Below are 13,902 nucleotides of genomic sequence, written 5' to 3' on the forward strand. Positions count from 1 at the left end.
CATCCAAGGCGCACTAATCACTATCGCCTGCGGGACTATCTGCAATTTGATAACCAACGGGGAGACATTACAGACTGGTACAATCAGCGGGTAACCCTCGTAACAGAAGATTTTGTCATCGGCTTAGTAGAAGGGCTGGAAGAAGAAGTGGGTTCAGCCTCTGCTCTTGTCATGTACAGAATTGGTGAAGAGTGGGGCAAGCGGGATGCAGTGGTCTTCAAGCAGCACTTTGAGCAGGAGTACCAGCGCGAGCTACGCAAGGCTGCTTTGACATTTATCTTAGAGGCTTGGTGGTGGCCTTTCACAACCCAAGGCTGGGGCAACTGGGAAGTGGATCTCACAGAGCAAAAGAATGGGTTCATGTTTATTAACATTTTTGACTCTGTGGTGGCCCGTACGCTTGGGGATGTGGGCAAGCCAGTGTGCTATATCTACGCGGGTCTCTTTGCGGGTTTCTTTACGGGTTTAATTCAAAAACCCTTGGGTTGTATTGAGTTACAGTGCTATGCGATGGGAGAAACCTACTGCAAGTTTCTCGTGGGGAAACAGGATCGCATTGATGCGGCTGCCTTCTGGCAAAACGAAGGTGCCACAGCGCGGGATATTGAAAAACGGCTGCGCCAAGGGGAATTGGTGAAACGATAAGCCCCAGAGGGGGGTGTTGATTGATTTTCTAAGGAGGGTTGCCCGATGTTCCGTCAGTTGAATCACTTAACCGTTGTTGCCGATGGTCGCTATGCCCGTCCTGAGGAATTGAACTTCCTGCGGGACTATCTGGCTTCGGTGGAGACTCGCATCAGTGCCTACGAAAAAATCCGCGCTGAGGCGGAAATGATGGTAGATAAAATTCAAGCCATGCAAAAGGCAGAAAATCCCCGCTGTTTTCATTTGATCAATGGCGATCGCTCGGAGATTTGCCGTCGTGACTTAGGGGATACGATTCGGCTGTGTGCCTCGGCAATGCTCTTTTCCGAGTTGGATTTGTTGCGGGACAACTTTTTGCTTTGGTATCGCACCATTGTTAAGTCCTTTAATTACGAGGCGTCCTCGTCCTCTACCTATGGTAAGTTCCTGCCGAACATGATGAAGCAATTGCTCACACCAGAAGAACAGCAGGTGATGCAGCCTGTTCTTGCCCTCGGCAGCTCGATTTTGTCAGAATGAAATTGTCAGCAAAGAGTTCGTAAGGGGGGAATGGATGCTGCGCCAACTGGAAAAACTCAGCCTCGAGGCGGATGGCCGCTATGCCAGGGCTGAAGAGCTGGAATTCCTTAAGAACTATCTAGCGGTCGCGGAGCAGCGCATTAGTGCCTATGAAAAAATCCGTGACGCCGAGGAGAAAATCCTTGATCAGGTGGAGCAGCAACTGCGCGCGAAAAGTCCCCACATTTTCCGCAAGGGCAATCAGGATTATTCGGCGGTGTGTCGGCGCGATCGCAAGCATGTGCTGCGTCTAGCGGCCGCAGCGATGTTATTTGCGGATCTCGAGGCTCTGCGGGAGGGGTTCTTGCTGTGGTACCGCACGATCATTAAGGCCTTCAGGGACGAAAAGGTCGCTCAAGTGACGTACCAAGTCCTACCCCAGGCTGTTAATCAAGTGCTCGACGGTGAGGAAGTGCCGTTGATGCAACCTGTGATGGCTCTGACGCAGTCAATCTTAGGGGAATAAGCTAGCCTACCTCAGCAGTGAGGCAAAAATGCGCTAGCCTAGAAGCACTGATTCCATAGGGGAATTTACCCCACCGGCAATCGCCTTTGGCGTACCATTGGGATTGGCCGCTATAGTATTACTAAGATTCATTGGGATACACAAAGGCATGACCATATCGGCGCAATTGCTGCAACGGGCAGATTTAATCGGTACACAGGTAATCACCCGTGATACTGGTCGGAAGTTAGGCGTCATCAATCAAGTTTGGGTTGATATTGACCAACGGCAAGTGGTCGCCTTGGGGGTGCGCAATACCCTTTTTACAGGGGAACAGCGCTATATTCTTTTAGACAGTATTCGCCAAATTGGTGATGTCATTCTTGTTGAGCACGATGACGATGTAATTGAGTCTCTCAATACCTACAACTACAGCACACTCATTGACAGTGAGATAGTCACCGAAACCGGTGAGGTGTTGGGCAAGGTACGGGGCTTTAAGTTTGACCCGCAAACGGGCGACATCACGGATTTGATTTTGGCCTCCATTGGTTTGCCTTGGATTCCTGCTCAACTCATTAGTACCTACGAGTTGCCCATCGAGGAAATTGTCAGCACAGGGCCTGATCGCATTATTGTCTTTGAGGGGGCTGAAACCCGCCTGCGGCAATTGACTGTGGGACTTTTAGAACGGATCGGCTTGGGAGCACCCCCTTGGGAAAGTGATGAAGACGATTACTATCAACCGATCACGCCGAGCAGTAATCAATTGCCCTCTGGGGCGCGATCGCCCGTCTATCCTCCCCCACGCAGCCGCAGTGACTACGAAGCAGACTGGGAAACGGCTCCCCGGCGACGTCGCCGCCAGCCCGAGTATGTGGAGTATGAAGAGGAGGAGTATGAGTACGAAGAGCGCCCCCGCTCACGTCAAGTCAAACCCCCTGCTCAAGCTATGCCCGTAGAACTGCCGGAATCCGAACCCACTGCCGATCCTTGGGAAGAACAACAACCGATTCGCCTTGAGCAGCGGCAAAAGCAAGAGGAATACGACCACGAATAGTCTGGAATATTCCAAATGGCCTATACCCCACTGGCCACGGTACTTCAGCAATGGCAGCAGACTCCCGAATGGCAACAGCCGCGGCAGTTCTTGTGTCTTTTGGAGCACTGGCCGAAGCTGGTGGGGTCAATTGTGGCGGAGCACACTGTACCGCTGGAACTGACCGGTCAAGGGGTGTTGCTTGTGGCGGTTGCCAATAGTACGTGGGCACAGCATCTAATGTTCTCGCGATCGCCCCTGATGGCCAAAATTCAGCAGACTTTGGGGATTCCCCTCAGGGATATTCGCTTTTCCCATCGCCACTGGCGACCCCCCTGCTCAGCGATCGCCACGGATGACACCTTACCGAAAGTAGGGAATCTTCCCACTGTGGCAGCAGCAGCCACTCCCCAAGAGGCCTTTCAGCGTTGGCAAGACCAAGTGCGGCAGCGATCGCGAGATTATCCTCTTTGTCCGCGCTGTCAATGTCCTACACCCATTAAAGAGCTACAGCGCTGGGGAATCTGCGGGCTGTGTTACGCCCGTTCGGCCTAGATGCCAGAGCCGTTGAGAAACTCTTCAATGGGGCGATCGCTGAGGCGGCAGGCTTGGCCTTGGGTAGATTGACAACCCCCTAGCACCGAGGCGGGCACCCTTTCTTGTCCCTGCTGTTGCAATGCTTGCACCTGTTTCTCTAGGAGTTCAATGCGATCCAAAAGATAGCGAATGGCTTCCGCCTCAGAGTCAGGCAGTTGACCGTGTTCCAAAGGAGCAATTTTGGCACCTGCCCGATAGACAATCCGCCCTGGAATACCCACCACCGTACAATCAGAGGGGACATCCCGCAGCACGACTGAACCTGCGCCAATGCGCACATTGTTCCCAATCGTGAGGTTGCCTAACACCTTTGCCCCGGCTCCGACAACCACATTTTCACCTAGGGTGGGGTGCCGCTTTCCGGTTTCCTTACCCGTACCGCCGAGGGTTACTCCCTGATAGATTAGGCAGTAATCCCCAACAACGGCGGTCTCGCCAATGACGACCCCCATGCCGTGATCAATGAAAACGCCCTTGCCAATCGTGGCACCGGGGTGAATTTCAATGCCTGTGAGCAAGCGGGCAATGTGGGAAATGAAGCGGGGAATAAAGGGAACGCGCCGCCGCCAAAGCCAGTGGCTCAAGCGATGCAGAAGGAGGGCTTGAAAGCCGGGATAGCAAAAAATGACCTCTAACCAGTTGCGGGCAGCCGGATCCCGCTCAAAGATAATTTGAAAATCTGCTTTGAGGGTGCTGAGCACACGCGGCTCCTTGGCAGTCATAGAACGTAAAGATCAGTTTTGATTTTAACGGATTTTGCCAAGGTCTCTCCAACCAGACCTTAAGAGGCCACCAAAGGGGAATGCCGCAGTTGCCGACTGTGCTGGAGGCCATACTCAAGGGCCTCGGCCACCGCTTGGTAGGAGGCTTCAATAATATTGGCAGAGACGCCAACCGTTGCCCAGCGATCGCGCCCATTACTGGACTCCACCAGTACCCGTGTTTTCGCCGCCGTGCCGGCATGGCCGTCCAAAATCCGCACCTTGTAATCCGTCAGGTGAAATTCGGCAATCTCTGGATAGAACGACATCAACGCTTTGCGCAGCGCCTGATCCAACGCTGAGACAGGACCATTGCCCTCCGCTGCTGTGAGCATCTCCTCACCATTCACTTCCACCTTGACCGTGGCCAAGGACTGGCTGCGAATTGTTGCCTCCAGTGGGCCTGAATCTGTGCGGCAAAAGACATCAAAGCCCTTGAGGGTAAAGGGTCGCTGGCGCTGTCCTAAAATCTCCTGAATTAGCAGTTCAAAACTGGCTTCCGCTGCTTCAAATTGATAGCCTTCGCTCTCAAGGTGCTTAATCCGCTCCAAAATCCTTCGACTCAAGGGATGCTGCCGATCCAACTCAAAGCCAAGTTCACTGGTTTTTGCCAAAATATTGCTGATGCCCGCCTGCTCGGAAATAATAATGCGGCGCTGATTGCCCACCAAATGCGGCTCAATATGCTCGTAGGTGCGGGGGTTGCGCTGCACAGCACTGACATGGATGCCCCCCTTGTGGGCAAAGGCCGATAGCCCCACGTAGGGTGCATGCTCATCGGGGGCAAGGTTGACTATTTCACTGACATGGCGGCTGACCTCCGTCAGCGTGGCCAACTGCTCCGAACTGACACAGTCATAACCCAGTTTTAGTTGCAGATTGGGAATGAGGGTACAGAGATTGGCGTTGCCACAGCGTTCACCGTAACCATTGAGAGTTCCCTGCACCATGCGCACACCGCTTTGCACCGCCGCCAGGGCATTGGCCACGGCTGTGCCGGCATCGTTGTGGGTGTGAATTCCAAGACAATCAAGGCCGCCAAAGTGCGCCATCACCTCTGCCACGACCGCCTGAATTTGATGGGGCAGACAACCGCCATTGGTATCGCACAGAACTAGCCATTCTGCCCCCGCAGCCAAGGCGGTTTCTAGGGTTTGGAGGGCATAGTCTGGATTGGCAAGATAGCCATCAAACCAGTGCTCGGCATCATAGATCACCCGCCGTCCCTGGGATTTGAGGAACTGAATCGAGTCGGCAATCATGGCACAGTTTTCCGCCAACGTGGTCTTGAGACCCTCGGTGACATGGAGATCCCAGGATTTGCCAAAAAGGGTCACCCAGCGGGTACCGGCTGCCAAGATTGGCTCAAACATCGGCTCTTCTGCGGCTTTGCGGCCGGGGCGGCGTGTGGCACAAAAGGCAACAATTTCTGCCTGTTGGAGGGGGGTTTCCTGCAACCGCCAAAAAAACTGCACATCCTTGGGATTGGCACCGGGCCAGCCCCCTTCGATAAAAGGAATTCCCAAGCGATCCAGCTGGTGGGCAATCCGCAGCTTATCTTCCAGGGACAGTGAGAGACCCTCCCGCTGGGCACCGTCGCGGAGCGTCGTATCATATAGCCAAATTTTCACTGCGTTGACTCTCCCTTGGGATGCTCATATTCATTAGCGTAGGCCTGCAGCAGGGAGCTGACTTGGGAAAAGACTTCTTTGCTAGAGGTTTTGCCGAGGGGCGATCGCTCCGGATGAAATTGTGGCCGTGCCATACTGTGATGAATGGCCTCTTGGACTTGGGTGCGAATCAGATCCATGAGTTCCTCTTCGGCTCGCTGGCGTTGATACTGTGCTCCCTCTTGGGTGGTGGCGTAGAGTGGGGGGAGGCGGTTGAGAGCGTAGGCGGCAATATCTCCTAAATCCAAAGCGCACTTCTGCTCCGCTTCGATGGCAGCAACGCGGGTAATTGCCTCGGTGAGCACCAGTTCTTCCATAACGTTGATAAATTGCTTGCGGGGAACCGCCACCACTTGCCCCGTCAATAGGGCACCCATGAGGCGATCCAACGCCATGTAGTCTTCTACGGAGAGTTCTGTGGCTTTGTCGCAAATGCGTCCTACTTCTGCCTCCTGCGTTGGTGTCAGATAGCCATTGCTCAGTGCTTGTTCAACGATCTCTTGAATCCCCATACGTGTTTCCGCTGTGGTTGCTGTAGGGACACTCCCCACTCAAATTTAGTATATGCTGAGGAACCGCCAAGGGCGGGGGCAATTTTGCATTTCGTGATTGGGGATAGGAACTGTTATAAAGAACTGCCAAATCTTTATACTTCTATGGCCTATAGCCAAGTGATAAGATTATAGCGGTAAATAATGAAAGGCTAGCAGTCGCCCAGATCCGTTTGTGGCCTATGGTTGTGTGGTTGTCATCTTTTTTGCATACAGTAGAGCCATGGCTAGTACCAATTTGTTTTTGTTGTGCTTGGCTACTGTTGGCAATCATGGCGTGGAATGTGTGGCAATTCACACAGGAGGGGTTGGCGATCGCCCGCCGTTTGCATCAAATTCCCTGTGCTCGCTGTCGCTTCTTTTCAGGAGACTATCGCCTAAAGTGTTCCCTACATCCTGATTGGGCGGCCACCGAAGCTGCTATTCAATGTCCCGACTATCATTTTGAATAAAGTACCGAGAGACCTAATTTATTCCTACAGGGAGTTGGCAGAGGGATCACCTTGTTACCGCAGTATCCACAATTGGTCGTTTCCACAGAGGCCAGCACCTATATCGTCCCTCTTACCCAAGGCAATTCATGGGTGATTGGTCGGGGCAAAGACTGCACAATTGTCTTGCCAGATCGCTGGGCATCCCGCCGCCATGCCATGATTCAGCGCCTTGATAACGATGATTATTATCTCATTGATTTGGGGAGTCGCAACGGCTGTGTCCTCAATGGCCAAATGATTCAGGTGCCAACCTTGCTCAAGACGGGCGATCGCTTTATTATCGGCAAAACAACTCTTGAATTTCGCACCGATGAGGCGGTTTCCACCACACCATCGGGGGGTTCTGTTTCCCTGCAGCCCACTATTCTCATCATTCAACCCCCCGGCATTCAGGTACAAATTTGGCAAGAACTGCTGCGCAGTCAGGGGTTGGAAGTTATTGTGGAGTCAGGGCAAATCAATAGCCGCCGCATTATTAGCGATTTTGTAACCCTAAGGCAGCGCAACCCTGATCTCGTGCTCCTTGACTCGCAACTGGAAACCCCCGATATTGGCAACCTCTTGAATTGGATTAAGGCCACCTATCCCCAGTTGCGTAGTTTCATCATTGACCGCTACGACAATCATATTTCGCCAATGCAGCGACAATGGGCAGTGGAGCATGGAGCAATGGATTGGCTCCCCGCCCTGCCGGATGAAAATCTCACCATGTTTGGGGCGGAAATTGCGGCTCAACTGCGGCGTATTCTCAAAGCCTTGGGGCGCACTAAGCTAGAACAGGAGAAGCTAGCGGTATCTCTGTTGAATCTCCAATTGGCCACGAATGATGATTTGCCCTCCCAATTGCTCAGTGAGTACGTGAATCTCCCCCCCTATCTCCCTCAGTAGTCGGCAGTTGATCCACCTGAAAATACTGGTGAAAGCGCTCAGTGACCTGGAGAATATAGGAGCGGCTCTGGCTATCCCGTCGCCGCTGAATCAGCCCAAGGGTGAGCAGTTCTTGAATGTGCTGGTAGGCACTGGAACCCCGCAGTTCAATCACCTCTGATTGGCGAATCGATCCCCGAAAAGCAATCAGGGCTAATGTCCGCTGTGCCCCAACCCCCAATTCAACAGGAACAAGGGACTGAACCAGTTCCTGAAAGGCGGACTTTAGTTGCAGGCTGTATCTGTTGTCAATTTGGACAATTTCAAGGGCGGTTTGGCGATGGGCATAGTCGTTGAGTAGCTCAATCAGTGCCAGTTCAACGGTCTCAGGGGCAGTGCCTGCTAAGGCTGCCAGTTCAGCTAAGGTCAAAGGCTGTGCCTTGAGGTATAGAATGGCCTCCACTCGCATCGTTAATTCACGTAGGTCGTTGTTCCCTTGCATAGGCTATTGCCAACGGAACAGGGCAGCTCCCCACGTTAAACCGGCACCAAAGCCAGCGGTGGCAATTAAGTCTCCGGGTTGAATATGCCCCTGTTGAATCGGAGTTGCAAGGGCAAGGGGAATCGAGGCGGCGGAAGTATTGCCACACTGACCCACATTGCTAATGACTTTCTCTTGAGGAATGCCTAAACGCTCAGCCACAGCGTCAAGGATGCGTTGATTGGCCTGATGCAACACCAACCAGTCAATTTCCTCAACCGTACACCCAGCGCGGTGCAGGGCTTTTTCAATGACTTCGGGGACTTGGGTGACGGCAAAGCGATAGACTTCCCGGCCGTTCATGGCAATGGGAGCAAATCCTCCCTGGGCGATCGCCACATTTTCCCCTAGGGCTTGGGGCGTCCCCGCAAAGGCAAGGGTGAGGTGCTCATTGAGGCGGCCATCACTGCGCAATTCAAAACCTAGGAGCTGATCCACATCACCGGTTTGCAACACCATTGCCCCGGCACCATCGCCAAAGAGAATACAGGTGCGGCGATCGCCCCAATCTACCCAGCGGGAGAGAATATCCCCACCAATGACCAAGGCACTGCGATAGGCACCTGTGCGCAAATACTGAGCTGCCGTCACTAGGGCAAAAAGAAAACCAGAACAGGCCGCTGTCAAGTCAAAGGCCACTGCATTCACTGCCCCAATGCGGGTTTGTACCAAGCAGGCGGTGCCAAAAAGATCATCGGGCGTCGAGGTTGCCAAGATGATCAAATCTACTGCTGTGGATTCTAGTCCTGCCATCTGTAAGGCTGCGCCCGCCGCTTCGCTGGCCAAATCCACAAGGCGCTGCTCAGGAGCCGCCACGTGACGTTTTTGAATGCCCGTACGGGATTGAATCCACTCATCGGAGGTATCCACGAGGGCACTGAGGTGGGCATTGGTCAAGCATTGGCTAGGGATTGCCGCGCCCACGCCAGTAAATTTAACGCCCCGTAGAGTCACTCAGCCCGCTCCTCAACGGCAACGATCTGCTGATAGCAGGCCTGAATGCGCTCTGAAACACGATGATCCACTGCTTCCCTAGCTAAGCGAATCGCATTAAAAATCGAAGGTGCTTGGGAACTGCCGTGGCTAATGATACAGATACCATCTACCCCCAAAAGTAGACCACCCCCATGCTCGGCGTGATCAATGCGTTGCTTAATTTTGCGCAGATTAGGACGCAGCAACGCTGTGCCCAGTTGCCCCCGCCAGCCCCGCGGTAGCTCTTCGCGGAGAATTTGGACGAGGACACTCCCCAAGGATTCGGCAAATTTGAGCAGAACGTTGCCGATAAAGCCATCACAGACCACGACATCAAATTTTCCCGACAGGACATCGCGGCCTTCCGCATTGCCTAAAAAGGAGATTTGGCGATTTTGCCGTAGGAGTTGATGCGCTTTTAAGGCCAGATCATTCCCTTTGCAGTCCTCTTCGCCAATGTTTAGCAGGCCAACTTTAGGATCCTCGACATCCAAAACGTACTGGCTATAGATGGATCCCATGACCGCAAATTGCTCAAGGTATTTGGGACGGCAGTCCACATTGGCACCGACATCGAGCACCAGCACGGATTTGCCGGGAATGAGGGTCGGCAAGACTGCTCCAATAGCGGGGCGCTCAATCCCCGGCAGGCGACCTAAACGCAAGAGCGCCGCGGCCATGGCTGCCCCTGAGTGACCGGCAGAAACCACCGCATCCGCCGCCCCTGCTTTGACCAGATCCATCGCTACATTGATTGAGGCCTTGGGTTTCTTTCTGAGTGCGGTCAGGGGTTCTTCTCCCATTTCAACAACATCACTGGCTGCAACAATTTGGGGCTTGGCTGCAGGGGCATGTTCATCGAGGTAGCGCTGAATGGGAATCGGATCCCCCACAAGGAGAATATCGGCATCTAATTCTTCACTGGCTCTGAGGGCACCGGCAACAATTTCATCGGGAGCATAGTCACCCCCCATGGCATCCACAGCAATCCGTGCACGAGTCATCGGCTGAACTCTTCCGAGAAAATCCTACAGAATTCTAGCAGATGACAGTCCTTTTCCTAAGAATGCCAGACACCGAACACTGGGGCGGTCAGTTTAGGACAAATTTCTAGGGATGGAATCCCAAATCGTGTCCTGTGCCGTTGTGCACATGGGCAAGTTGTTCATACTTGTGGGCATGCTGACGTAAATCGGCAGCCTCAGTGTCACTCACTTCACGCACGACTTTGGCGGGAATACCCACCACCAACGAGCGGGGAGGGACATCTTTGCTGACCACTGCCCCCGCCGCAACAATACTGCTAGCGCCCACGCGAACGCCGTTGAGAATCACCGCACCAATGCCAATTAAACAGCCGTCTTCAACGGTTGCCCCGTGAATTACGGCGCGATGCCCCACCGTTACCTCTGCCCCTAGGATGGTGGGCTGCCCCGGATCGCCATGGAGGATAGCGCCATCTTGAACATTGGTGTGGGCACCAATCTCGATGTACTCCACGTCACCGCGTAACACAGCGCCATACCAAATGCTACACCCCTCACCGAGGCGGACATCCCCAACCAGCGTGGCATTGGGGGCAATAAAGGCAGCGCGATCGCCGGCAACGGGTGGCCAAAAACCACTAGGGGCAGTGATTACCATAAGAAATTTATCCTCAGCATCAACAAGCACTGAAATTGGCTTAAGGATTCGGGGGATTGGGTGTCGTTGGTGCCGGTGCGGGCGTGACGGCTTCGGGAGTAGGAGGCAAGGCTTCCTCGCGGGGGGGACGCCGTTCGGGCACGGGGAAGTGGAAAAAGATTGCAGCCATTGCCGCTAAGCTAGCGGCACCAATGCCCAAGGGCATAAGTTGTTTGCGCAAAGGCACGGCAGGGGCGATCGCCCGCCGGGGGAGAGAATGGAAGGTAGGGATCAGCGTGGGCAGCGTTTGACTATCACTACAAAATTGATCCAGCGCCTCCACTAAATCCGCCAGTTGCAACCACGTAAGATGAACTTCTAGGGTTTCCCCTGCTTCATCGTTGGTCGGTGATTCTGAATTCTCTTCGGGAGAGGTTTGCAACAGCTTACGGGGAATATGGAGCGATACTTGATTGGCGGCTGCGATCTCAACTTGAATCGGGTATTGGGGCGATCGCCGCAACTTGACACCACTCAACCACGTTTGTGCTGCCGCTGGCACGCTATTGAGTAAAGCCACAAGGAAATCTTTACCCCCCTTGATCCGTTGATTCTGACCGATAATCTCCCACTCACAACATGTGACAATATCCAATTGCTCTGCCCCGGCTTGACCGCTGAGTCCTTCAATGCGCAGGGTGCAATTGGGCAATGAGTACTGGCGTTGCAGCAGCATTAACTCACTTCCCCGTCAAATAAACTAAACCAAAGGCGTTCCATGCCCTTTGTGCCTGCGCAGAGCAGGAGCTGTGCCAACAACTTCAAACCCAACTCATTGAGGGCTTGGTGATTTTTGTAGAGAAAGAGACTCGATCGCTGGAGGTTCATACGTTTGCGAAAGTGGCGGCGAAAGCGATCTAAATACGCCGCCAATGGGGCATAGGTTTCCGGCGGCAAATTTTGTGCCTGCAATTGATCCAACACCAAAAGTAAATGCCGCAAGATAGCTGTCTGCCGCCGTGCCACTTGCACCACTACTGCGGTGAGTGCTTTGGTTTCCGCCAAGGGCAAGGGGGTACGCTGGGTAACTTGGCGAAAGGGATTCGTGCAGCGAATTTGCCAAAATACGACCCGATTGGGAATCATCCCTTGCAGTTGCAGCTCCCGCAGCACTTGCAGCATCAACTCAGAGGCATGCAAATCAACACACTCTAGGGCAAGCAGCAATAGATCCAACTGCCAACGCGCCCGCCGAGGGCAAACACTCACCCCTTGGGGGTTGGGCAGTGCTGCCAACATCGGCGGTAATAGCTCAACTTCAGGAGATTCAACTGTTGCTGGCATTGGGTTTGCCGTTTCCATAGGCTCTAGAATGCTCACTATACAGTAATCGTGACAGGGGTCATACTGAGATCAGTCCTTTTCCCCAAGATGGAACCCGCTTGGCACCGTGACAACTCGTCCAGGAGAGCACACCATCCACCCTAATGTTCTCCATCTTTCCGCAAAAGGCTATAAGCCTAGATCATCTTAGCTCTTCCTCCGATGACGACCGCCCCCTATCTCTATGTTGCCCGCTACGCTGATTTTTAGAAACGCAAGCTAGACTTGAGGGAAGGGATGTGTATAAGAGGCTGTCATGAATCAAGATATTCCACCCCCAGAGACCTATGGGGTACTTGGGCTGGCTCATTGTTTTAGCCAAGTCGCAGGAAAGCTCCAGCCCGTAGCGGTGATTGAGCCGATTCCCTCAGCAGCATTGGAAGCATGGCTCTATGGCTTGCCCACTTCCTACAGTGAAGCCCATGCCCTCACCTATGGTATAGCCCAAGACTTAGAATAGGTACAGCAGCAATTTCCCCCCAGTGCCCATTTATGTGATGACTATGCGCATTGTTACCACTGCAGATAATGTCAAACAACACGCCTATACTCACCAAGTTCTCTAACGAGTTGTCCTGATTCACGAAAGGAATGACCATGGTCAGCGAAGTGCAGCCTACCCCCACAGCCTCCCTTGACGCGCCTCCTGAAAATGCAGTTGAAATTATTGAAACGGTTATTTCTAGTCTCCACCAAGGGGACACCCCCCTCGTTGGCCAAACGGACAGTGGCAAAATTTGGATGTTTCGCTATGGCAGTGCCGAGGTCTTTGTACAGTTGGGTGGCCAGACAGAGGAGGACTTTCTCACGATTTGGTCGCCGGTACTACCTTTGCCCGTCGCGGATGAATTAGGACTCTATCGTAAGCTCCTGACGTTAAACTGGCTCACCACCCTTGAGGCGCATTTTGCCATTGCCGAAGAACAAGTCCAAGTGGTGGCCACTCGCACCCTGAGGGGCATCACTGCCTGTGAAATTTCTCGCTTAATTACGATTGTGGCGACCCTAGCCGATGACTATGATGACACCCTCAGGGCTGAATTCAAGGGCTAATGAGGGCTTTCATATCCCGTACCGCTTGCACCATGCCCACCAGCACAGCACGGCTGATAATGGTGTGGCCAATATTGAGTTCTTCAATCCCCTCTAGGCGGGCGATCGCGCCGACATTGGCGTAGGTCAGCCCATGACCCGCATTCACCCGTAGCCCTAGTGCTCTAGCGTGCTGTACCCCTTGAGCCAAGATTGCTAATTCCCGCTGTTGGGCTGCTTCTCCCTTGGCTTCGGCATAGCGCCCTGTGTGCAATTCAATAAACTGAGCCGTAGTTTTGGCAGCGGCTTCTAGCTGGGCAGGATCGGCGTCAATAAATAAACTCACAGGAATTCCCGCTCCTTGCAGGGTTTGCACGACTTGGGTGAGGGGTTGCCGCTGATTGACCACATCTAGCCCCCCTTCGGTGGTGACTTCTTCGCGGCGCTCGGGTACCAATGTCACGTAATCGGGGCGAATGTCTAGGGCGATCGCCACCATTTCCGGAGTAGCAGCCATCTCTAGATTCAAGTGGGTGCGTACCGTTTGCCGCAGGAGCCGCACATCCCGCTCTTGAATATGGCGACGATCTTCGCGCAAATGAACGGTAATGCCATCGGCTCCCCCCAGTTCTGCTAAAACGGCTGCGGCGACGGGATCCGGTTCAACCGTACGCCGGGCTTGGCGAATCGTTGCCACATGATCAATGTTGACCCCTAGGGT

At 53.5% G+C, this 13,902-nt stretch carries 18 protein-coding genes and 1 pseudogene; 9 read left to right on the forward strand and 10 right to left on the reverse strand.

The window, feature by feature from the left end; all coding sequences use genetic code 11:
• From Q0711_RS06770 to Q0711_RS06790, 5 genes are all read left to right on the forward strand, one after another.
• Positions 1 to 645 (forward strand): V4R domain-containing protein (locus Q0711_RS06770; RefSeq protein ID WP_298616268.1); only part of this gene is annotated, 645 nt, incomplete at its 5' end.
• Between the two features lie 45 nt (positions 646 to 690).
• A complete protein-coding gene (locus Q0711_RS06775; protein WP_298616270.1) occupies positions 691 to 1,164 on the forward strand; it encodes an allophycocyanin in 474 nt (157 codons plus the stop codon).
• 34 nt (positions 1,165 to 1,198) lie between these two features.
• Positions 1,199 to 1,669, forward strand: coding sequence for an allophycocyanin (locus tag Q0711_RS06780; RefSeq protein WP_298616273.1), 471 nt, complete (start codon positions 1,199 to 1,201; stop codon positions 1,667 to 1,669).
• A 148-nt stretch (positions 1,670 to 1,817) separates the two neighbouring features.
• Complete coding sequence (locus Q0711_RS06785) at positions 1,818 to 2,708, forward strand: PRC-barrel domain-containing protein (protein WP_298616275.1); 891 nt, start codon at positions 1,818 to 1,820, stop codon at positions 2,706 to 2,708.
• Between the two features lie 15 nt (positions 2,709 to 2,723).
• A complete protein-coding gene (locus Q0711_RS06790) occupies positions 2,724 to 3,242 on the forward strand; it encodes a DUF721 domain-containing protein (protein WP_298616278.1) in 519 nt (172 codons plus the stop codon).
• Here Q0711_RS06790 and cysE read toward each other — a convergent pair.
• From cysE to Q0711_RS06805, 3 genes are read right to left on the reverse strand one after another with little or no spacing between them, the layout of a single operon-like run.
• On the reverse strand, positions 3,239 to 4,006 hold the full coding sequence (gene cysE / locus Q0711_RS06795; RefSeq protein WP_298616281.1) for a serine O-acetyltransferase: 768 nt from the start codon (positions 4,004 to 4,006) through the stop codon (positions 3,239 to 3,241). The genes Q0711_RS06790 and cysE overlap by 4 nt on opposite strands.
• A gap of 59 nt (positions 4,007 to 4,065) precedes the next feature.
• The gene (gene cimA, locus Q0711_RS06800) at positions 4,066 to 5,676 is read right to left on the reverse strand and encodes a citramalate synthase (RefSeq protein WP_298616283.1); all 1,611 of its coding nucleotides are present in this window, start codon (positions 5,674 to 5,676) and stop codon (positions 4,066 to 4,068) included.
• Positions 5,673 to 6,227, reverse strand: coding sequence for a late competence development ComFB family protein (locus tag Q0711_RS06805; protein ID WP_298616286.1), 555 nt, complete (start codon positions 6,225 to 6,227; stop codon positions 5,673 to 5,675). The genes cimA and Q0711_RS06805 overlap by 4 nt, the downstream gene beginning before the upstream one ends.
• Before the next feature lie 311 nt (positions 6,228 to 6,538).
• Between Q0711_RS06805 and Q0711_RS06810 the strand changes: the two genes are divergently transcribed.
• Both Q0711_RS06810 and Q0711_RS06815 read left to right on the forward strand, forming a co-directional pair.
• On the forward strand, positions 6,539 to 6,718 hold the full coding sequence (locus tag Q0711_RS06810; RefSeq protein WP_298616288.1) for a hypothetical protein: 180 nt from the start codon (positions 6,539 to 6,541) through the stop codon (positions 6,716 to 6,718).
• 72 nt (positions 6,719 to 6,790) lie between these two features.
• Positions 6,791 to 7,648 carry an FHA domain-containing protein gene (locus Q0711_RS06815; protein ID WP_298616291.1) on the forward strand — a complete coding sequence of 286 codons (858 nt, stop codon included), beginning with the start codon at positions 6,791 to 6,793 and terminating at the stop codon, positions 7,646 to 7,648.
• Here the strand turns inward: Q0711_RS06815 and scpB are convergent.
• The 6 genes from scpB to Q0711_RS06845 all read right to left on the reverse strand — a co-directional run bounded on the left by scpB (position 7,608) and on the right by Q0711_RS06845 (position 12,128).
• Positions 7,608 to 8,129, reverse strand: a complete 522-nt coding sequence (gene scpB / locus Q0711_RS06820) for an SMC-Scp complex subunit ScpB (protein ID WP_298617245.1) — start codon at positions 8,127 to 8,129, stop codon at positions 7,608 to 7,610. The two genes, Q0711_RS06815 and scpB, sit on opposite strands and share 41 nt — an antisense overlap.
• A gap of 3 nt (positions 8,130 to 8,132) precedes the next feature.
• Complete coding sequence (locus Q0711_RS06825) at positions 8,133 to 9,122, reverse strand: beta-ketoacyl-ACP synthase III (protein WP_298616295.1); 990 nt, start codon at positions 9,120 to 9,122, stop codon at positions 8,133 to 8,135.
• Positions 9,119 to 10,147, reverse strand: coding sequence for a phosphate acyltransferase PlsX (plsX, locus tag Q0711_RS06830; protein WP_298616297.1), 1,029 nt, complete (start codon positions 10,145 to 10,147; stop codon positions 9,119 to 9,121). Before plsX ends, Q0711_RS06825 begins: the two co-directional genes overlap by 4 nt.
• 106 nt (positions 10,148 to 10,253) lie before the next feature.
• Complete coding sequence (locus Q0711_RS06835; RefSeq protein ID WP_298616300.1) at positions 10,254 to 10,787, reverse strand: gamma carbonic anhydrase family protein; 534 nt, start codon at positions 10,785 to 10,787, stop codon at positions 10,254 to 10,256.
• Between the two features lie 40 nt (positions 10,788 to 10,827).
• Entirely contained in the window at positions 10,828 to 11,502 is a 675-nt protein-coding gene (locus Q0711_RS06840; protein ID WP_298616303.1) for a DUF4335 domain-containing protein, read from the reverse strand.
• Positions 11,502 to 12,128 carry a DUF3038 domain-containing protein gene (locus Q0711_RS06845; RefSeq protein ID WP_298616305.1) on the reverse strand — a complete coding sequence of 209 codons (627 nt, stop codon included), beginning with the start codon at positions 12,126 to 12,128 and terminating at the stop codon, positions 11,502 to 11,504. The genes Q0711_RS06840 and Q0711_RS06845 overlap by 1 nt, the downstream gene beginning before the upstream one ends.
• Before the next feature lie 277 nt (positions 12,129 to 12,405).
• Between Q0711_RS06845 and Q0711_RS06850 the strand changes: the two are divergent.
• Both Q0711_RS06850 and Q0711_RS06855 read left to right on the forward strand, forming a co-directional pair.
• Positions 12,406 to 12,715, forward strand: a pseudogene (locus Q0711_RS06850) (hypothetical protein).
• Positions 12,716 to 12,746: 31 nt separating this feature from the next.
• The gene (locus Q0711_RS06855; protein WP_298616311.1) at positions 12,747 to 13,202 is read left to right on the forward strand and encodes a YbjN domain-containing protein; all 456 of its coding nucleotides are present in this window, start codon (positions 12,747 to 12,749) and stop codon (positions 13,200 to 13,202) included.
• Here the strand turns inward: Q0711_RS06855 and Q0711_RS06860 are convergent.
• The coding region (locus Q0711_RS06860; protein ID WP_298616313.1) for a pyridoxine 5'-phosphate synthase at positions 13,192 to 13,902 on the reverse strand (711 nt) is incomplete at its 5' end. The genes Q0711_RS06855 and Q0711_RS06860 overlap by 11 nt on opposite strands.

The organism is uncultured Thermosynechococcus sp. (assembly GCF_937958135.1).
Taxonomy (GTDB): Bacteria; Cyanobacteriota; Cyanobacteriia; order Thermosynechococcales; family Thermosynechococcaceae; genus Thermosynechococcus.